This window comes from Alkaliphilus oremlandii OhILAs, assembly GCF_000018325.1.
In the GTDB taxonomy this organism is placed as follows: domain Bacteria; phylum Bacillota; class Clostridia; order Peptostreptococcales; family Natronincolaceae; genus Alkaliphilus_B; species Alkaliphilus_B oremlandii.
Genome location: NC_009922.1, coordinates 674196 through 695198, shown reverse-complemented (window position 1 = coordinate 695198; position 21003 = coordinate 674196). Strand labels below are relative to the sequence as shown.

General features: G+C 36.6%; 18 protein-coding genes and 1 riboswitch. Of the genes, 4 read left to right on the top strand and 14 right to left on the bottom strand.

The window, feature by feature from the left end; all coding sequences use genetic code 11:
- Positions 1–106 precede the first annotated feature (106 nt).
- Entirely contained in the window at positions 107–1483 is a 1377-nt protein-coding gene (locus tag CLOS_RS03275; protein ID WP_012158500.1) for an aldehyde dehydrogenase, read from the top strand.
- Positions 1484–1544: 61 nt separating this feature from the next.
- On the opposite strand, the gene CLOS_RS03270 is transcribed toward CLOS_RS03275, so the two are convergent.
- The 7 genes from CLOS_RS03270 to CLOS_RS03240 form a co-directional block, all read right to left on the bottom strand.
- Positions 1545–3656 carry a putative bifunctional diguanylate cyclase/phosphodiesterase gene (locus CLOS_RS03270; RefSeq protein WP_012158499.1) on the bottom strand — a complete coding sequence of 704 codons (2112 nt, stop codon included), beginning with the start codon at positions 3654–3656 and terminating at the stop codon, positions 1545–1547.
- A 139-nt stretch (positions 3657–3795) separates the two neighbouring features.
- The gene (sucD, locus tag CLOS_RS03265; protein WP_012158498.1) at positions 3796–4698 is read right to left on the bottom strand and encodes a succinate--CoA ligase subunit alpha; all 903 of its coding nucleotides are present in this window, start codon (positions 4696–4698) and stop codon (positions 3796–3798) included.
- Between the two features lie 22 nt (positions 4699–4720).
- Positions 4721–5881, bottom strand: coding sequence for an ADP-forming succinate--CoA ligase subunit beta (gene sucC, locus CLOS_RS03260; protein ID WP_012158497.1), 1161 nt, complete (start codon positions 5879–5881; stop codon positions 4721–4723).
- A gap of 18 nt (positions 5882–5899) precedes the next feature.
- The gene (locus CLOS_RS03255; protein WP_012158496.1) at positions 5900–7075 is read right to left on the bottom strand and encodes an aspartate-alanine antiporter-like transporter; all 1176 of its coding nucleotides are present in this window, start codon (positions 7073–7075) and stop codon (positions 5900–5902) included.
- A 164-nt stretch (positions 7076–7239) separates the two neighbouring features.
- Positions 7240–7432, bottom strand: a riboswitch (cobalamin riboswitch).
- Positions 7433–7611: 179 nt separating this feature from the next.
- Positions 7612–8706, bottom strand: a complete 1095-nt coding sequence (locus CLOS_RS03250; protein ID WP_012158495.1) for an iron-containing alcohol dehydrogenase family protein — start codon at positions 8704–8706, stop codon at positions 7612–7614.
- A gap of 34 nt (positions 8707–8740) precedes the next feature.
- Positions 8741–9082 (bottom strand): tRNA-binding protein, encoded by a 342-nt coding sequence (locus tag CLOS_RS03245; RefSeq protein WP_330360312.1) that lies wholly within the window; start codon positions 9080–9082, stop codon positions 8741–8743.
- A 124-nt stretch (positions 9083–9206) separates the two neighbouring features.
- Complete coding sequence (locus CLOS_RS03240; protein ID WP_012158493.1) at positions 9207–9734, bottom strand: hypothetical protein; 528 nt, start codon at positions 9732–9734, stop codon at positions 9207–9209.
- A gap of 206 nt (positions 9735–9940) precedes the next feature.
- Between CLOS_RS03240 and CLOS_RS03235 the strand changes: the two genes are divergently transcribed.
- Together CLOS_RS03235 and CLOS_RS03230 are read left to right on the top strand one after the other, a co-directional pair.
- Positions 9941–10363, top strand: a complete 423-nt coding sequence (locus CLOS_RS03235) for a Fur family transcriptional regulator (protein WP_012158492.1) — start codon at positions 9941–9943, stop codon at positions 10361–10363.
- 56 nt (positions 10364–10419) lie between these two features.
- Complete coding sequence (locus tag CLOS_RS03230; RefSeq protein ID WP_012158491.1) at positions 10420–10914, top strand: rubrerythrin family protein; 495 nt, start codon at positions 10420–10422, stop codon at positions 10912–10914.
- Between the two features lie 204 nt (positions 10915–11118).
- Here the strand turns inward: CLOS_RS03230 and CLOS_RS03225 are convergent, their stop codons facing one another.
- The 7 genes from CLOS_RS03225 to CLOS_RS03195 all read right to left on the bottom strand — a co-directional run bounded on the left by CLOS_RS03225 (position 11119) and on the right by CLOS_RS03195 (position 20378).
- A complete protein-coding gene (locus CLOS_RS03225) occupies positions 11119–12189 on the bottom strand; it encodes a diguanylate cyclase (RefSeq protein ID WP_012158490.1) in 1071 nt (356 codons plus the stop codon).
- A 29-nt stretch (positions 12190–12218) separates the two neighbouring features.
- Positions 12219–13073: an AAA family ATPase gene (locus tag CLOS_RS03220; protein WP_041718946.1), complete on the bottom strand. Its 855-nt coding sequence runs from the start codon at positions 13071–13073 to the stop codon at positions 12219–12221.
- 102 nt (positions 13074–13175) lie between these two features.
- Positions 13176–14624 carry a glycosyltransferase family 2 protein gene (locus tag CLOS_RS03215; RefSeq protein WP_012158488.1) on the bottom strand — a complete coding sequence of 483 codons (1449 nt, stop codon included), beginning with the start codon at positions 14622–14624 and terminating at the stop codon, positions 13176–13178.
- A 53-nt stretch (positions 14625–14677) separates the two neighbouring features.
- The gene (locus CLOS_RS03210) at positions 14678–15730 is read right to left on the bottom strand and encodes a HEAT repeat domain-containing protein (RefSeq protein ID WP_198006316.1); all 1053 of its coding nucleotides are present in this window, start codon (positions 15728–15730) and stop codon (positions 14678–14680) included.
- A gap of 100 nt (positions 15731–15830) precedes the next feature.
- Complete coding sequence (locus tag CLOS_RS03205) at positions 15831–17969, bottom strand: hypothetical protein (RefSeq protein ID WP_012158486.1); 2139 nt, start codon at positions 17967–17969, stop codon at positions 15831–15833.
- A 183-nt stretch (positions 17970–18152) separates the two neighbouring features.
- Complete coding sequence (locus tag CLOS_RS03200; RefSeq protein WP_012158485.1) at positions 18153–18854, bottom strand: response regulator transcription factor; 702 nt, start codon at positions 18852–18854, stop codon at positions 18153–18155.
- A gap of 12 nt (positions 18855–18866) precedes the next feature.
- The gene (locus CLOS_RS03195) at positions 18867–20378 is read right to left on the bottom strand and encodes a sensor histidine kinase (RefSeq protein ID WP_012158484.1); all 1512 of its coding nucleotides are present in this window, start codon (positions 20376–20378) and stop codon (positions 18867–18869) included.
- 189 nt (positions 20379–20567) lie between these two features.
- Between CLOS_RS03195 and CLOS_RS03190 the strand changes: the two genes are divergently transcribed.
- Positions 20568–20948 (top strand): DUF4183 domain-containing protein, encoded by a 381-nt coding sequence (locus tag CLOS_RS03190; RefSeq protein WP_012158483.1) that lies wholly within the window; start codon positions 20568–20570, stop codon positions 20946–20948.
- The last annotated feature ends 55 nt before the right edge of the window (positions 20949–21003 follow it).

Here is a 21003-nt window from a genome sequence, read left to right as displayed (position 1 = left end):
GGTCTCTCGTTTCAAATGAAGTATTCTTATCATACCCTTTTTTTTATTCAAATAAATCAGTAATTAAGATACAATATAAATATCCTATACAAAATGAGGTGGAATTATGAATTTATATGAATCAATTTTATTGGAGCAAAAACAATATTTAGATCGAGTCCAAACAATCGATGTGGCGATGCGCATAGCAAAGCTTCAGTTATTAAAAGAAACTATAAAAAAACAAGAAAACAACATAATGGAAGCCTTAAAAAAAGACTTAGGAAAAAGTAATTTTGAAGCATTTTTAAATGAGATTGGATTCCTGTATAAAAGCATCGATCATACAAAAAAGAATCTAAAGAAATGGGTAAGACCCAAAAAAATCAAAAATGATATCGCCCAAATTTTCGGTAAATCCCTAGTCTATCCTTCTCATTACGGTGTGGTTTTAATCATTGGCCCCTATAATTATCCTTTTCAGCTATTAATAGAACCACTCATCGGCGCTATTGCAGGGGGGAATACCGCAGTTTTAAAACCGTCGGAGTTTACACCGAATGTTGAGAAGGTCATCATTGAAATCATTGAAGCTGTATTTGAAAGAAATTATGTATCCGTCGTGACAGGGGATCATCAGGTGAATAGTGCTCTACTGGATCTACCCTTCGACTATATTTTCTTTACCGGTAGCGTTCCTGTAGGGAAAATCGTGATGGAGAAAGCAAGTAAGCATCTAATCCCTGTGACCCTAGAGCTGGGAGGGAAGTCGCCAGTAATCGTTCATAACTCTGCAAATTTAAAAATAGCAGCCAAAAGAATTCTATGGGGAAAGCTCATCAATGCTGGCCAAACCTGTATCGCTCCTGATTACGTAATGGCTCATGAAGATATCGTCGATGAGCTCTGCGAAGTCTTTCGAAAGACCATCCTAGAATTTTACGGTGAAGATCCGATCCATAGCAAAGACTTTGGACGCATTATCAATGAGAAACATATGAATCGATTGGCTGCCATACTAGAGCATGATCGAGAAAAAATAATATTTGGCGGAGATCTCCATAGGGCGGAACGCTTTATTGCACCGACTCTATTAAAGGATATCACCTTAGAGGATATGTCTATGAAAGAGGAATTATTTGGTCCCATTCTGCCAATCATGAGCTATAGAACCATGGATGATATTAAGACGTGCATTGCTGCAAACCCGAAGCCGTTGGCGCTCTATGTATTTTCTGAAGATGCATCCTTTAGCGAAGATATCATCACTCGTTTTTCCTTCGGTGGCGGATGTGTGAACGATACGATTTTACACGTTGCATCCAACTACCTTCCATTCGGTGGCGTCGGCACCTCTGGCATTGGCAGATACCACGGTAAAAGCAGCTTTCATACCTTTACTTACGAAAAAAGCATCGTGAAAAAGTCTTCTAAAATAGATATGACCCTTCTTTTTCCACCATACAAAAACAAGTTCAATCTGGTTAAAAAACTTATTCGATAAAAAAATCAATACAGAAAAATACTTGATTCAAATTCTATCCTAGAGCTTGAATCAAGTATTTTTATAGGCAGGTTTTTCTATTTTCTAAAAACGTTTTTATATCTGCTTCTGGCAACGGTTTACTAAAGTAATAACCTTGCACAATATCACAATGATTCTTTCTCAGATAATCTAATTGTGCTTCCGTCTCTACACCCTCTGCTACGACCTTTAGTCCCAGACTATGTGCTAAATCAATCACTAGTTTTAAAATATGAGCTTCATCGTTAATATCTTGAATGTTTTTAATAAAGTCTCGATCGATCTTCAGTATATCAATTGGCAGTTTTTGAAGATATGTCAAGGAGGAATACCCTGTACCGAAATCGTCCAATGCAATGGTGATATTCAGTTCCTTTAATTGCTTTAACACATCGGTTGCCTTTTCTAAATTATCGATGATGGCTGTTTCTGTTACTTCCATTTCAATATAATCGCCACTGATATTGTACTCGTCTAGAATTTTTTTAATATAGGCTAAAAGCTGTGGATGGGTTAGCATCTTACTGGACAAGTTTACGGATACTTTAAAGTTATCGTATCCCTCTTTCTGCCATTTGACCTTTTGTTCCACCACTGTCTTAAACACCCATTTTTCAATTTCAGTAATATAGCCTGTGGTCTCAGCGAATGGGATAAAATCATTGGGTGGTATAAAGCCTTTCTTTGGGTGTAACCAACGAATCAGCGCTTCTGTACCGATCACTTCATTGGTCTTTAAATCAATTTGAGGCTGATAATATACTGTAAATTCTTCATTATGAATGCCATATCTCAGTTGGCTGCTCATTTGGATATAGTCCAAGGTTTTTTCTGTCATATAAGGTGCGTAAATACCTACGCCATCCCTACCATTCTCTTTAATATGGAACATTGCTGTATCTGCGTTTTGCATCAGTGTAGCTAATGTTTTGCCGTGGTCAGGATATAAGGCAACGCCGATACTGGTGGATATAAAAAATTCTTGTTTATTTAAATTCCATGGCCTGCGCAAATAGCTGGAAAATTTCTCTATTTCTTGAAGTACATCTTCTATGGTCTTTATTTCCCCTAGTACAACGGCAAATTCATCGCCACCCAGTCTCGCTACAAGATTCGGTGCTTTCACTTGATGGGATAAGATATTCGCTATGTAGGTGATCATTTTATCGCCAATTTCATGACCAAGAATATCATTGATATGCTTGAAGTTATCGATATCCAAGTAGATTAAAGCCATCTTTTTTTTCTCGGTCTCTGCTTCTCTAAGGAGTTTCTCCATTTCTTCCTTTAGCATCTCTTTATTATAAAGTCCCGTTAGGGTATCGTAATATGCCATGGTATGGAGCTTGTTCTGTAGATTCTGCTGTTCTGTTATATCCGTATGGGACCCAGCAATCCGTATGGCTTTGCCATCCTCCCATACCGCTTTTCCTCTACTGAGAATCCACCGATATTCCCCATTTTTACATCGGATTCTATAAATATTTTCGTAAATTCCCTCTTTGGGGTTTTCAAGATAAGCCGCCACTTTTTCCAAGGCTTCTTTTAAATCCTCTGGATGAAACAGACTTTTCCATGCCTCAAAAGTGTTTTCCAATTCTTCGGGAGCATACCCAAATACACCCTTATGTTTTAAGGAGAAAAAATACGTCTCATTTATAAGATCCCAATCCCAAAGCCCATCATTGGCCCCCTCGACGACTAAGCTATATCGCTGATTGCTGACCATCAATGCATCCCGATGCTTTCCGATTTCATCATACTGTTGAAGCATTTCTTCATCCGTTGCGATCAATTCTTCATGAAGGGCGTTAAGTTCCTCATAACTTTTAAAGGCCCTATGGATTGCTTCACTATAAAGAGAAATTCTTCTCTTGATGATCCGATAGAATATCAGCCCTGTGATACCCACATATACCCAGCCCTTATACAGTTGAAATTCTTTGATCATATCCGTATCTGTAATCAGAATGCCTAGTATTCGATCCGATAATAGAATCCACAAAACGCCGATTAAAAAATAGAGGCCAGCAATTTTTAACGCTTCAGATTCAGGATGAATTGTTTTTTTTAGGTCAGAAAAATTATCAAATTGATTTTGTAGACAGCTAATTTTTTCATCAAATTCAATACTCTTCTTTTTTACATCCATGGTATCACCTACTTAGGTATAATTTCTATTCTGATACGCTATGCTGTTACTGTTAATTATACCTAAAAAAACATACTTGAAACAACGCAAAGTTTTATTCTGTAACATTACTGAACATACAGTTTCAAATATACCCATATTAAATAGTATAAGCCGCACACCATAAATCATTATCTTTCAATACCTTTACCATTGTTGCACCAATATCTGTAGGGTTTTGAGCCATGTGTATCCCACAGCTTTCCATAACCCTTATTTTTTCATCGGCGGTACCCTTCCCCTCTGAGATGATAGCACCGGCGTGTCCCATTCGCTTGCCAGCAGGTGCTGTTTTTCCGCTGATAAATCCGACCACTGGTTTTTTCATATTTTCTTTAATCCATAATGCAGCTTTCTCTTCAGCGTTTCCACCGATTTCTCCGATCATAATTACAGCATCCGTTTCGCTATCCTCGTTGAATTCCATTAATACATCTATAAAATCCGTTCCATTTACAGGATCTCCACCAATTCCTACGGCTGTGGATTGACCGATCCCTCTTTCACTTAACTGATGGACCGCTTCATAAGTTAATGTTCCAGATCTGGAAACCACACCAATTCTCCCTTTTTTATGGATATACCCTGGCATAATACCAATCTTGCATTCTTCAGGAGTAATGATGCCAGGACAGTTTGGTCCGATGAGCCTAGTTTTTTTCCCTTCCAAATGCTTTTTTACAAAAATCATGTCCTTAATAGGAATATGTTCCGTAATACAGATTACCATCTCTAGTTCCGCGTCTACTGCCTCTAATATGGCGTCTGCTGCAGATTTAGCTGGTACATATATCACCGACACATTGGCGCCCGTTTCACGTACAGCTTTCTGCACCGTATCAAATACTGGAACGTTTTCTATGGTGCTGCCTTCCTTCCCTGGCGTAACGCCTGCCACTATTTTAGTTCCATATTCGATCATCTGCTTTGTGTGATATAGGGCTGTTTTCCCCGTAATTCCCTGCACTATTACCCTCGTATCTTTATTAATCCATATACTCATAATACTCTCCCTACTCTCTGCTCTATTTTATCAATTTCACTATTTTTTTTGCCCCATCAGCCATGGTCGTAGCTGTGACGATATTAAGGTTAGATTGATTCAATATCTCCTTTCCCAATTCTACATTGGTACCTTCCAATCGAACCACCAAGGGAACATTCAACTTCACTTCATTTGCTGCATTGACGATTCCTTTCGCTATCACGTCGCATTTCATTATGCCACCAAAAATATTAACGAATATTCCCTTTACCTTGGGATCGGATAATATGATCTTAAATGCATTCATTACCTTTTCTTCACTTGCACCGCCTCCAACATCTAAGAAGTTGGCAGGGTTTCCACCATATAGTTTGATGATATCCATTGTGGCCATGGCCAATCCTGCACCATTTACCATGCACCCAATGTTGCCGTCTAAAGAAATATAGGATAGATTGTATTTAGACGCTTCTATTTCCTTTTCATCTTCTTCATTTAAATCTCTTAGCTTTAATACATCCTCATTTCTATAGAGCCCATTGCCATCGAAATTAATTTTGGCATCCAATGCCATCACACGGTTATTCTTTGTTATCACCAAAGGGTTGATCTCTAGCAATGAACAATCTTTCTCTATAAAACATCGATACAAATTTTTCATCAATTCCACCGTATCATTGATAAGGCTGCCATCTATATTTAAATTAAAACAAACTCTTCTTCCCTGAAAATCAGTGAGCCCTATTAATGGGTCTATGATCTCCTTCAATATTTTATCTGGACGATTTGCTGCAACCTCTTCTATATCCATGCCCCCTTCTTCAGAGGCAATTAGCGCAATCTTTGAGTTTTCTCGATCTAAAGTAAATGCTATATAATATTCCTTATATATTTCGCAGCCTTCTTCAATCAAAATTGCCTTGACTACTCTTCCTTCTTGCCCTGTCTGATGGGTAACCAATGTTTTCCCTAGCAATTCTCTTGAGAATTGTTCAACCTCTGTAATACTTTTGGCTATTTTTACGCCCCCAGCCTTTCCTCTTCCCCCTGCATGAATCTGCGCTTTCACGACGGCAATATCCGATTCTATATGCCATGCAGCTCTTTGGGCATCACGAACATCGTAAATAACCTGCCCCCTTGGAACTGGTACACCATAATCTCTCAATAGCTCCTTGGCTTGGTATTCATGTATATTCATTTTTCATTCCTCCATTTCCTATAGTCTAAATAATATGTTAATAAACAAAATTTTTAAAAATAGTCCAAAGGGATAGGCAGCACCGTATCCCGCTACAACTTCATCACTCTCTAAGGATTCCATGGCAGCACATAGCCCCGGTGTACTTGTCATAGACCCGCAGATTCCTCCAATGATATTGATGGTACTGAGCTTTAGAACCTTTTTTCCTAGTATGTATCCTACCAAGATGCTCGATAATGTGGTTGTTGCTCCAATGGCTAGCAACTGAACGCCAGAAACCCGAATGAGGTTTAAAGCACTGTAGCCATAGTTGAGCCCCACTGTTGCGAGAAATATATTTAGAGAAATATCTCTGACCACAGCAAGATATCCATCATCCATTCTGAAATTTATAAACCCTATCTTTTTAAGGTTGCCTAAAACCAAAGCACTGAGCAAAACACCACCCGTTGCTCCTAGGGAAAATAGCCCCAGATACGCTCCAAGATACACTTCAATTTTGCCGATGCCAGTTCCTAATAAGCAAATCGTTACAAATCCAATAACACTAAAATTACCTTTCCCTATTTCTTGCTTTTTGGAGTTGAGTTTACAGGAAGAATGGTTCCCATTATAATACTTACTCAATAGCTGAACCGAGATCACAATGATGATCACTGCTGGAATATATGAAATTGTGTATCCCAATCCCACCAAAACCTCCGATGAGTTTCCTAATGCAGTAGCCAGCTCTATTGCTGTAGCTAAAGTAGGAGAACTTGTGAGCGCACCAGGATACGTTCCTATAATGCTTATTTTAGAAATACTCGATATTTTATGAAAAAATAACCATGTTGACAGTGCTCCTGTTCCTGTTGTAACGAGGGCTAATAGCATAAATTTGTATCCATTTTCTTTTATTTGACTTCCAATATTCTGAGAAGCCAACAATCCTACCGCTGCAATAAACCCTGTTAAGCTTAGCTGAAATAGCTCTGACGGTATGAGCCCACTCTTTAATAAACGATGATCCACATTCACCATCATTAAATATTGCGTTGCAAAATAGCTGATTGCAATTCCAGAGAATAGTGCCCCTGCACTTCCTAATTTAAAACCTTTACAGCTGATCCTCCCTATGACCTGACCTATCAATATACTACAAAATAAAAGCAACAACGGTTCTTCTACAAATTTTATTGCATTCAACACACATACCTCCCGCTTTCAAAAAAATAAACTCAGCAATTTTTGCCGAGTTTGGTGGATAGATAAAAAAAACCTTTCTTTAAAAAAGAAAGGGCATTATTAAAAAAGTAAGAATACATAAAGATTCTACTGACTCAATAACGCATCCTCATCCTCGTGAGCAATCAACAGCGCTTTTTCCATTGGCAGGTCTCCTGACTAAGGAATTACAAGCTTTACACCTTCCCATGCCTTAAAAGCACAGTGGTATCCGTAAAGCTCTATCCATTACAGTGGCGGGACCGTGTCGGATTTTAACCGATCTTCCCTTTTAAACAACGATATCCAATATATCGTTGTACCCATGGTCATTCTATTTAATTTAAACTTCAACATATCCGATAAAGATTCCACATCATTTGAATCGTTCTAAGTTAAACCATTCGTATTAATGTTTTTAATGTTCAAACGAATCATTTTAAAAATATCATTATACCTTTTACTTGTCAAGTGAAAAGTAAATAATCATATTTTCTTAATATTTTTTAGAAGCATGGTTCTTATTGTAGGCTATTTCTATAGATGCCTTCAATTTCCTTCATGGTAACTTCCTCAGGATGATTTCTCAGTTTATCTTTGTTCTCTGCAAATAAAGACGCATATTTTAATATTTCATCATCAGAAAGCTTTAAATCCAAAGTAAACAGAGCATCAAATATATCTTGAAGCTCCTGTATAGTTTCAAGACCTAATAGGCTGAGCATTCTCACAATTTTGCTGCGGTCTTTAAAAATCCTTAAATATTCTACGGTAAGGACTCCATTGGCTAAGCCATGGGGAACATTATGATAATAAGTAAGAGAATATCCCATACCGTGTGGCAATGCCGTTCCACTTTGCGCAATGGCGATGCCCCCTAACATGGATGCCATCATCAAATCTTCTCGAAGTTCTTCTGTCAATTCTTTCTTTGCTAGACGATCAAAGCAAATTTTAAATAATTCGAAGCCTTTTTCTGCATATAAATCGGACATGGTTGTTGCATTTCGGCTAAGGTAGCTCTCAACGAGATGGGTAAATGCGTCTATAGCAGTGTTCACCGTAATAGGGTACGGCGTGTGATCTGTGTAGCTACTGTCCAAGAAAGCAATCTTCGGAAATACAATTTGTCCGAGATTTCTTTTAGTCTCTTCGCTATGTACTGTAACGATACTGTATTGTGTCACCTCTGACCCCGTTCCAGAGGTTGTAGGAACCGCTACCACAGGAATATTGTCCAGCTTTCCACTACGGAATACTGCTTCTCCCTTGATTTCTGGATTTTTTATGAATACTGCAACGGCCTTCGCTGCATCTAAAGGAGACCCGCCACCTATGCCGATTACAAAATCTACTTGTTGTACTTTGCCAAGATCAGCTGCCTTCTCTATGGTTTCCAAGGATGGATTTTCTTCTACATCATCGAAGATTGTATATGAAATATTTAAGTCGGTTAGTGCTTCTTCCACATCTTTTAAGGAACCATTTCTTTTAGATGAGCTCTTTCCAGTGACAATTAAAGCTTTCTTTCCAATGCCAGATAAAGCCTCTTTATTCTTTTTTATCGCCGCTCTACCAAAATATATTTTTGTCGGCATCAGATAATTAAATTCCATAGAAAACACTCCTTTAAGATTTATTTTTAATATACTAACCCAATTTATCTCCTTTTTTCACTGTTTTTCCTGGTTCTATCAGCACAACTCCTTGTTCTGCGTATATTCCTAAAACCAGCACCTCGGACATAAAGTCCGCAATTTGTCTCGGTGGAAAATTTACAACTCCCAGTACTTGTTTTCCTATGAGTTCTTCAGCACTGTAGCATTCAGTAATCTGTGCGCTGGATTTCTTTATCCCAATTTCTTCACCAAAATCAACCCATACCTTATACGCGGGTTTTTTAGCTTTTTCAAAAACTTCAGCCTGTATGATTTCGCCAACTCGAATATCCAGTTTTAAAAAATCATCGAATGTGGCCATCCCCATGTCCATCCCTCTTTCTTATTTTCTTAGACGATATCGTTTCAATATTCTAAAAAGTAATTCGTCAATAGAAATATTATACCATATTCAAAAAAAGAAACCCACCTCGGTGGGTTTCAATATCAAAATTAAGTTAAATTTTTATATCCAGCTTTCTTTTGGTATTACGATGCTCTATAATCGCCTCCATATTGGACTTGCCGCTCTCTTTTGAAATGCCACTGTGGTACTCATGGATCGCTTTATCGTAAGCATCGGATAGTAGTTCTCCATACTCATTATCTTTGTTGGATAAAACTTGACCCACTTCTACGCTGGCCTCCATAATAATATCTCTGGCTTCCTTCTCATTTTTAGCAGATTTTAATCGGCTCTCCAACTCTTTTCTTCTTTTACTTGCCATGTCGGCTTTTCTGAGTTTTTCAGGATTATGCTTCCCTAATAAGGCTCGTTCTTCATTGTTCACACGATCCCCTCGTGAAATCTTTCTCGCAATCCGTTCTAGTTTATTTCCTAAAGCCATATTTTCTAGCTGTTGTTTACTCATTTCTAGAATTCGCCTTTGTTCCTCCACCTCCTTCGATCTTATCTGAAAAATATCCTTGGACTTCTTCATAGAACTTAAAAATTTAGATACGTCTATATTCCTATGAATTCGCATACGATCCCCCCTCGATTTATCTCTCTTATAATAATTATCGGTACATTGGACCATTCATTGATATCAAAAATGGTACAAAAAATTTTTATGAAAATATTACTTGACATCGTCCGTTTTTAAAATTATAATAAGTTTGTAATCATTACAACTTAGAAGTCAATTTTGTTTTCTGATTACAGTCCTACTATTTAAAGGATGTGAGTTATATGAATGAAACTTTTGAAAAGTTATCGGAGGAATTGAAAAAGAAGAATATTCGTCTTTCTCATCAACGATTAAAGGTTTTAGAGTACATGAGTACTCATAAGACTCATCCTACAGTAGATCAAATATACCATGATCTTCACAAAGATATTCCAACATTATCAAAGACAACAATCTACAATACATTGAATACTTTGATCAATGCTGGTTTAATAAAATCTGTAACCATAGAGGATACAGAGGTTCGATATGACAGTGTGACCGATGAACACGGTCATTTCAAATGTGAATCCTGTGGCACTATATTTGATTTCAGCATCGACTTTAATTCTTTTTCCACCCAAGACTTAGGGAATTTTAAAATCAAAAATAAAGATGTATATTTCAAAGGGATTTGCCCAAATTGCATCTCGGAACAGCATTAGTTTATAAAGACAACTTTGTCTTTTCAATAAATATTTATAAATGGAGGAGATTTAAAATGGAAAACAATAAAACTCTAGAAAACTTAATGGCGGCTTTTGCTGGGGAGTCCCAAGCAAACAGAAAGTACTTAGCTTATGCACAAAAGGCTGAAAAAGATGGTAAATTAAATGCAGCAAAATTATTTAAAGCAGCATCCGATGCTGAAACTTTACACGCTCTTAAAGAGTTTGAAGTCGCAGGAAAAATTGGAACTACTGAAGCGAACCTTGCAGACGCTGTAGCAGGTGAGACTTATGAATTCGAAAGTATGTACCCTGGATTTATAGAAACTGCGAAAGAAGAAGGAAATAAAGAAGCAGTTCGCGTATTTACTTTTGCTATGGAAGCTGAAAAGGTTCATGCACAGCTGTATAAAGAAGCTTTAGAAAACCTTGATAGCGAAGAGGAAGTATTCTACTACCTATGTCCAATCTGTGGAAACATCGAAAAATTCGTACCAGAAAAATGTAATATCTGCGGTGTTCCTGGAACAAAATTCATTAAATATTAATGGAATTAAGATAAAATTTGTTCGTTTACACTGACAAACTTTATGTCGTACGCCATCTTTAACTATGTTAAAGGTTTCAAGTACCCAAAATGAAGTCCCCTATTTGATCTATCAGATAGGGGACTTTTTATTGTATATCTATTTACTGTAGTAGAACACCATGCTGAGCTTTGCTACCCTATGCTGGTCTGCTGTGCTGTATCCCTATTTCACTAGGTTTCTACCATTTCGCTTTGCAAAATACAGCGCATCGTCTGCTTCATGAAGAAGATGGTGCGGATCATTCGTCACCTCTGGATAGGAGCTGACACCGATGGAAACCGTAATTTTAATTTCTTCGTTCTTATCGATGATGAACAGATGATCCTCTACATTTTTTCTGATTCTTTCCGCAATTTCAAGTGCAGTTTTATGGTCACATCCCAATAAAATGACAGTGAACTCCTCTCCTCCTTGTCTAGAGACAATATCAAAGGATCTGCAGGAAGAGGTAATAATGGTACTTAGCTGCTTTAGTACCAAATCTCCAGAGGAATGGCCAAAGGTATCATTGACCTTCTTAAAAAAATCGATATCGATCATCAATAAGGATAAGTTTTCTTTCCTCTGAACAATCGTAGCAAAAAGCTCATTTGTTACTTTTTCAAATTCTCTTACATTATAAAGTCCAGTTAAAAAATCTCTTGTAGCTTCTTCTTTCAGCCTTAAATAGAGTTCGTTGGTTCGATAGATATAGGACAGCACAAAATAAACCACAGTCGATACGATGGCTGTAGCAAGGGCATATCTGGCTACAACATTGAATACCATATTCACGTCCCTAATCAATATCCAGGTTGCTATAAAAGAAGTGCATATATTGACGACTATCATTACTATATATTTTTTAGCAAAATCCAATTTGGTTTTCAATATCATATTTAAAATGATCCATAATGTGGTTAAATTCGCTGCGGCTAACAAGGAAGCTGTATGTCCACCGAAATAACTCAGCCTGAATACGATGAGAATCATCACGGTTATGATAGAAGATATAGAGCCGCAATAGATTAAAGAGATAATCAACGCAATTACCCTAAAATCCATAATCATATTGCTGGGTAAACTAAATCCATTGAACATCAATAAACACCCAGTTAAACCAAATAATATGCCTACAGATATTTTGGTTTTTAAATCTGATTGAGAAGTGATTTTTTGTTCTTTAAATATCTGACTTGTCAAGTATAGAACAGATATTAGAATTGATGCATTGATAAATAAGGAATTAACCATCTAAACACCTCCAATATACTGCACATGGCTTAAAATTTATTTTCATATTTCTTGAAAAAATCATAATAGATCCGAACGTTTTTTAATTCGGTCCAAGGTTTTACATCCACTGGATTTTCATCCAGATCATATATTTTTGCACCTTTTATGGAAAGCAGAAATGGAGAATGGGTAGATATGATAAATTGACAGTTAAAAAACCGGGCAGATTCCTCAATGAATTGAATTAATTCTATCTGGAGCTCCGGAGAAAGACTATTTTCAGGTTCATCCAATATATATAGCCCTTCTTCACCGATTTTTTCAGTGAAATATATAAATGCACTTTCGCCATTGGAGTACCCTCGTACATTATCCATCAATTCACTTCTTACAAAACGAGATTGAGTTTTACTTCTAGCCTTATTTACTTTTTTTAGCTGGTCATAGTCTGCCATGGATTTGAACTTAAAACTGGCGTACTTTGCATCTAAATATTCATCAAAAAGATTTTCTCGTTTTTGGTCAATTCCTTCATTTAAATTCCGTATATTCAGCATATAATCAAAAACATCATCACTGGTTATAATTTTACTACTTTTTGGTATATCCTCATTTAGCTCTACATTGCATAAATTCACATAATCTCCATAAAAGTTTGATTTGTTATAAATAGAATCTCGATGAATTTTTAACTTTTCTGCTATAACATTCAATGCGGTGGATTTTCCAGAACCATTCCCCCCATATAAAATCGTAATGGGCTCAAAGTCAATTCTTTCAAAGTTTCGTTTGGATAGTACCTTAAATGGATAAAAAGAATCATAACACGTTCTCTGTATCCCCATAAAAAAGTTGAATTCCATACTTTCATCTGGAAATTTGAACACATTTAAATAGATCATTGGAACCTCTCCTAATAAATCATTTCTCACTGTATCTCTTATCTTATCGATATGGTACCTTTGAATATAGACACATTTCATATCCCAAGGAGTTTGCTTTTGCTATAAGTTTTTCTGTATCATTGAAACTTTTTCTTCTTTATGATTACTAAAACCTTCTCTTTTAATCTTTCCCCAATCTCCCCTAAACTTTTTAAACCTTATGATGGCGTCGATCCTAAAAAGAGTTGTCATCTGCCTATATCCAAAGTTCTCTAAAATTCCGTACAAAGACAACCTTAATAGTTGTTTCATCGATGGATATTTGCTAAACGTATATTCTTCTAGTAAAATTGCACCTAAAGACAGTATAATACCGTAAAGTATGGATGTTATTAAAAACAATACAAAGTATCTGGTATTTAATAATCCAAAAATATAGGACAGAGGAATAATAATATAGCCGAGGGTTTCAATGATTGGACCTAACATTTCAAAAATCCAAAAATAGGGGACACCATACATACCTACAACACCATAACGAGGATTTAGTAGCAAATCCTTATGCCTAAATAAACTATCCATTAAACCGATCTGCCATCTTCTTCTTTGTCCCCGTAAATCTTTAATATTTTCAGGAGCCTGTGTCCAGCAAACAGGATCAGGAATAAAGTTAACTTTATATTTTACCTTGTTTTTTCTCATCATCTTATGAATCTTAACTACGAGTTCCATATCTTCACCAATGGTATCTGGAGTGTATCCTCCAGCTTGCACTACAACATCTTTCTTAAAGGCTCCGAAGGCCCCCGAAACAATAAGAAGACATCTCAGCTTGCTCCAAGCCAACCTTCCTGTAAGAAAGGCTCTTAAATACTCTACAATTTGGAACATTGCCAGTTTGCTTTTAGGCAGCCCTATGGCCTCTACTTTTCCATTCTTAATCTCGCTACCATTTATAATTCGAACAATTCCTCCTACAGCTACGGTTAAATTATCCTCAATAAATGGCATAATTACTCTGACTAAGGAGTCGCTTTCAAGTATTGAATCTGCATCAATCGATGTAAAAACGGGATACTTTGATACATTGATCCCAACATTCAACGCATCTGCCTTCCCCCCATTTTCCTTATCTACTAAGACTAGGTTTGGAATATCCAGATTGGCATATATCCCCTTAATCTTTTTGGTTTTTAGTAAATGTCTTACGGGCTGATTTATTTCTTTTAAATCATATGCCTCTACTATTTTTCGAAGTGTATCATCGTTGGAACCATCATTAATAACAATAACTTCAAAAGCTGGATAGTTTAAAGATAAGAGGGACTTTATATTATCCACTATGGTCTCTTCCTCGTCATATGCAGGTACCAGCACTGAAATTGGAATCATATTAGAGGAAGCAGTATATTTTTTAAAATCAGAATAATACATTTTTCGGATGTAGTCATATAAACTAAAGGCAGACACAATTAACTGCATAAAATATATAGAATTAATAGCTAATACGTAATATAGTACCATATGATTAAAGCTTATAACGATTTGTTTCATAAATTCTATAACCATTGGACACCTCCTTCTTATTCCTCCGTCTACTTTCTTTGCAGGTTTTTTCCGTTCTACACATTGTGACTTTTTAGAAAGCTGGTTTTACGATCCCCAGAGTTCTCTATCGCAAACATAATGATATCCTTAGCAAATGTATCATTGCCATCCAATACAGAATCTACAATACTCATCCCGTCTTCATGATTCAATATGGTGGTAGCTGCATTAAACCTTACATGCCATTGAGCATCGGAGAGGGCATCCCTAAGAGGTAGCAATATTTCATTATCTGTAAAATTATTCAGTGCTTTTGCGGACAATGCCCTTACCTCCCATTCATGGTCCTTTAAGAGTTTTATTAAATCATTCACGTATTCTTCAGCCCCCATATTTCCTATAGCTTTTACAGCAGCAATTCTCAACTCCTTGTTTTCACTAGATAAATATTTCGATATAGCTTTGCTCAAGGATATCATCCTAGCGTTTCCCGCGGACTTAATAAAGACACCTGCAATAAAGCGATTACTGGAGTTTATCATATGCTTATAAATATTGTATTTATTTCCTTCAAAGCTATCTACGATCTCAATTAGACTTCTCTCACTCAAGCTGATGGATGAATCCATACTTGCAAAAGCATTGACAAAAGCTTCTTCATCTCCTATTTTAGCTAAAGCTAGAAGGATGTTATATATGACATCGTTATTTCTTACATGGATTTGAGCTAATAATGCCGGAACTGCATCTTTACTTCTAAATTCACCTAATCGCTTAGCAGCTAAAGCCTTTTTAAAGTAGTTCTTATTTTCCAAATTATTAATTTCATATTGAACAACACCAATATAATCGCATAGCTCCGTATGCTTAGATAAATCCACACCCTTAAGATTTTCCATACGGTTTAAAATATGTTCTTCTACTACTTCTCTTTTCATTTTGTTCATGCATGCATATTTAAGATCATCCAGTATGGCTGTGGTCGTTTCGTGGCCTGCATTGATTTCATCTATAATATTGTTAATATACGACTCTATTCTTTGAGAATATTTTTTGATTTTATTACTTCTATACGCATTCGAAAGCTTCTCATAGGTAATATAAATATATAATTGAAATATAATCAAAGAAAAAAATATGATCGAAATATAAATATATTGCTCCATATAACCCCTTTCTCAAAAAGATCTACCCTTTTTGAAGTTAAAACTATTTTATAGATTTTTTCTATTCCTTTTCAATGGATTGAAAGGTCTTTTGCAAAATATAGTAGGAAGGTTTCAATCGCTCATGATACGTGGGAGTTTCCCACTCATCCCAAGTATAATATTCCATGACGCTGTTTACAATGACAGTTTTATCCTCTATCAAAATTCCACCAATATACATCCCCTGGATCTTAAATGGGGTTATTTCTTTCTGATCATAAAAATCATCCATAATCATTTTATGAGATGGGTCCATAACATTCAAAAGCTGCCAAGGTATTCTAATCTCTATATTCTCGCCATTTATCGCATAATCTGTAAGGGAATTGAAATTCTTATGATTTGGATTTCCATTGCCTTCAAGCAATATCCCTGTTTCATGTTTTTCAAAAGGGAGGTGTTTTTGATCCTGTGGCAAATAGAGTGGTCTATTTAAACATAAATATATGGGGTTGAAATTGCCACTGTTACTCTGCTCATATTCAGGATGTCGATCAATCATTCCCAAGCTTTTACCATATGCAAAGTAAAAGACATCATAGTAGGAATCCACTACGATTCTTGGTTCCATGGCCTTATCCAATACAATAACCATATCCGTAGGCCTGTTCAGTTCAAGATTATAGGTATTATATTTAAGATTTCCAGAGTTTGGCGTTATATCAATTGGTATTAGGAGTTTCTGTTTTTCAAAATCAAAATTTTTAATTTCACCCATAATATACAGATATTTTTCATCACTTTTCACATATAATTTCATACCCTTCGTACTTACCAATGGAATGTCTTTTTTCCATTCATCGACTTCCCCATCCACATAGGAAATACTTTTAATATTTCCTGGATCAAAGGATAGTAGACCAAACCCCTGCTCATTGGTTTGTGCATTGGACCAGTAAGGTCTGTGATCTGGTATATCTAAATCCTGTGTATTCCAGGTTCTTTTAAACCATTCGTCCTGCCACGAAAAGATCAGTCCTCCTGCATAGCCTTCATCGTAGATATCCAGTAGCATGGAAGCATTCATTTCCCCCTGACTCTTCTCATCTACATAGCCTTGGTTATATCCCATATGAATGCTCTTGTGTGCGATTCCTCTTGTGGCAGGTATTCCAAATTCTGCTACTAATATGGGTACTGTATGCTCTTTTTTTAAGTCCTTTAAATAAGCTCTATAAGTGTTTACCTTTCCACTTTCATCCTTATAGGCTGCATATTCTTTCTGATAATTCATAGAGTCCGGATAATAAGGATATATATGATAAGATGCAAAAATTCCAGGCTTAAAGGACGGTTTTTTCTTTATAGTCTCTGTGTTCACTGCCACCATATCCTCTGTCTCAAGAGGCTCATTTGGATGTTTCAGCGTATCCGTTGTCACCCAATTTACATAGCTTAAAGGTCTCTGCATCTCATAGCGCATCGTTTCATACCCTATGGCATAGTCCCCTACTTCAGCTAGGAATGTTTCAAATGGTGAAGCATTTTCAGTATACAGATATTCTCCTTCAAAGCTCGTTATCTCCCAGTTCATCTCATTGGTATTTACTACAAAGACCGGATCCCACTCGATTCCTAAAATCCACCCCATTACATAGGAGGATACATCCTTTGTATAGGTTCCACTGGCATGACCTTTTCTAGGCTCAACGGTAGCATTCCCATGGATGATATCTATTACAGTCTTTATATCTTTCTTAAATTCTTCTTTTATCACCGGATTATGTGCATCCTGAAGCTCTTCTATATCCACTTCATTGATCCAAACTCCCTGAAAAACATATAGTGGTTTTAAAGCACTTTTGTTGTACTCATATAATGCTTCATAAAATTCAGGATTCAGTATGGTATAGACCCTGATCGTCTCCCCATTCATATCTGCAATTTGTTTGAACCATCTTAAATATTCCTCTTTTGTAATAGCCAATTCTCCCGGAAAGCTCCCAGGCTTTGCAGCCCCTAAATTAACGCCTTTAACGAAGTTCTTGCTCCACTTCCCATATTGATACACATAAAAAGAATGGTGATCCACCTTAGCAATATATGATATGCCGTCCTCAGAGTATACGGATACATTATTTCTAATTAGAAAAAAAGATTTATAGCTTAAAAAAGCTGATATGATTATAATCGTCCATATGATTATGAATTTTTTCAAAATTATCTTCCCCCTGATACCTAAATTCATTTAAAATATTTCATAGATCCATATCTCTACCAAATATTTAATCTTTAAAATAAAAACCTTTCCTAGCAAATCGTCTTGAAAAGGTTTAGATTGCGCCTATATAGATTTGTTATTTTTGAAGATTGCCAAAACGAACTATTATTTTAATCGATACTATTTTTCCTCTAACATCCTGTAGCCTACACCCATTTCTGTCAAAATATATTGAGGCTCTGCAGTGTTCTTTTCAATTTTCCTCCGTAGGTTTGCAACGTTGACCCGAAGGGCTTTGCTTTTATTCACATAGGGACCCCAAAGCTCACGACTTAAAAACTCATGGGTCACTACAGTCCCTGCATTCAGAGAAAGCAAAACAATGATCCGATATTCAATCGGCGTCAAATGGACTGGGTTTCCGGCTACTGTCACAATTCGCTTATCATAATCAATATAGAGGTCGTCTAAGGAAAAGGATTTATTCATATTGCTATTTTTAATTTTTGCAATATGCCCCCTTCGCAGAGCCGTTCTGACCCTTGCAACTAAAATCGCGTTGTTAAAAGGTTTCGTTATATAATCGTCTGCACCATTATCAAGGGCTGATACGATAAACTTTTCCTCGTGTCTTGCAGATATAATAATGATGGGCACCAAGCTCCACCCTCGAATGAATTTCAACACTTCCATCCCATCTTTATCTGGCAGTCCCAAATCCATTAAAATTAAATCTGGGCAATGGGAAGCAGCAAGGGACATTGCTTCCTGCCCGTTGTAGGCTTTCAGCGTTCTGTATCCTTGTAACTCTAACTTTATAGAGATGAATTCACTGATTGGTTCTTCATCCTCTACGATCATAATAACAGGTTTATTTTCCATAGCAATCCCTCTCTAGTAATTATATTTCTCCTTACAAAGGGGTATCGTAAACGTAAACTGTGCTCCGCCTTCTGGTCTATTGTTCGCATATATTTCTCCGCCATGGGCCCGAATGATAGTCCGACAAATGGAAAGCCCAATTCCTAAGTCTCGTGTTGTATCTCTGCAAGGGGTATTGTCTGAAGTAATCATAAAATTAAACAGCAATGGAAGAATTTGTGGGTCGATTCCAGGCCCCGTATCCATTATGGTAAATGTGACAAAATCGTCCATTTCTTTGACTTCTATTGTTACATCGGATTTTTTTCCTTTCGAATGCTTCTGTGTGTTTTCCAAAATATTGGTTAAAACTTGAGAGATCAGCAGAATGTCGATGGGGACTAATATGACATTCTTTGGTTGCTTTACGGTAATTTTTGCACTTGGAAAACGTTTTCGGAAAGTTAACACAGCGCCCTCGATGACTTCTTCCACAAGCTCCTCCACTTTGTCAATCCTCATATCGTTATTATGAACCCTCGTAATGGATAGAATGTTTTCAATCATGTTAAGAAGCCATTGAGCATCATTTTGTATTCCTTCTATCAGCTTTGTTTCTACTTCATAAGGAATCACTTTCCCTTCTTCCAGTAAAGTAGAACTAGCGCCTATAATACCCGTCAGCGGTGTTCTTAGATCGTGAGATATGCTTTGTAAAAAGCTGTTTTTTACCTTTTCTGTTTCCATCATCACCTTAACTTCTTGCTGTTCCACGATCAGATGGTACATTCTTAGCGCTTGGGCAGTTTGATCCGCTATTAATTCTAAAAACATCCATTCTTTCTGATTTAGATCCTCTCTTCTACAGCAAAAAGCAAAGACGCCATAGGTGATATTCTGTGCTACCATAGGGAAAAAACAGCCGTAAGATTGATCTTCTAAGGGTTCCTGCTGATCTGCCGCAAGTCTTACTAGAGAAAAGATTTCTTCCTTTATAAAATATTCAGTATCCACATCTTCTTCTACATGTATACAATAAGGATTCAGCGCTCCTTCTGGCTTAATATCCTCAAAAAAAGCCACAGAATATCGTAATTCATTTTTCAAATACTCCATGGCATATCTTACGATGGTATCTAAATCTCTTGTAGAAAGAAGTTTCCGGTTAATGCTGTATAGCAGCTCTGCATGTTGGTGCTTCTGCTTAGCTTCTTCCAGCCGTGCCTTAATTCTACCCGTAATGGTACTGCTGGTAAAAACTACAGTCAATAGGATGAGTAATGTTGCTGGAAAGTCTACAGTAAAACTAAAACCCAGTCTTGGTGAGGTGATGAGAAAGTCATAGGTAAGTACACCGATAATGGCTGATGACAAACCATAAATATATCCTTCCGTAACAGCTGTAATAATAAATATCGCCATAGACATGATAATGTTGATATTTTGATGCCCCACACCGTATTTGTAAAGCACTTCACAAATGAGCAATGTACTCCAAAGGACACTGAAGGAAAAAATAATGTTTTTAATTCTTTGTTTATTCAATTGAATCCACCCTATACTTTTACATTGAATTATTTTTTTGAGTTTTCTATCCTATATTATACCATACTTCCAATCCAATTTGATCGATTACCGATGGATTACTCAGTCGATCAATAATATTTGCCGACAGGGAACCTATTGGCAATCTGGCTAATATAATAAACTATAAACAGAAAGGAGGACAAATTAATGGCAACCAAATTATTCAAGCTTGTAGTTGATGCTGTTACTACAACAGATACAGACATCCATCCTGAAGTTGAAAACTACTTCTACGAGCTCAGTGAAACCGAAAGATCTGGTAGTACTGTTACCATTCCATCTACGCTATTTACCGATAGTGAAGGTACTGCTGTAACAGGTAATCTTACCACCGCAGCTGCAAACAATGGATACTACCTGTTATTTATAAATGGCGTATTACAGCAATCCAGTCTATATACAGTCAGTGTCGATGGTTCTGAAGTTGTTATTACGAATGCTGATTCAATTCTAGTTGGTACACCGATTACTTTAGTAGTCAACAACTTCGTTCCAGATTCTGATTCTACCACTACAGTAACAACTTAATTGAAAAATTTAAGGATGTGCATACACTGCACATCCTTTTATGAAAAAAACGATG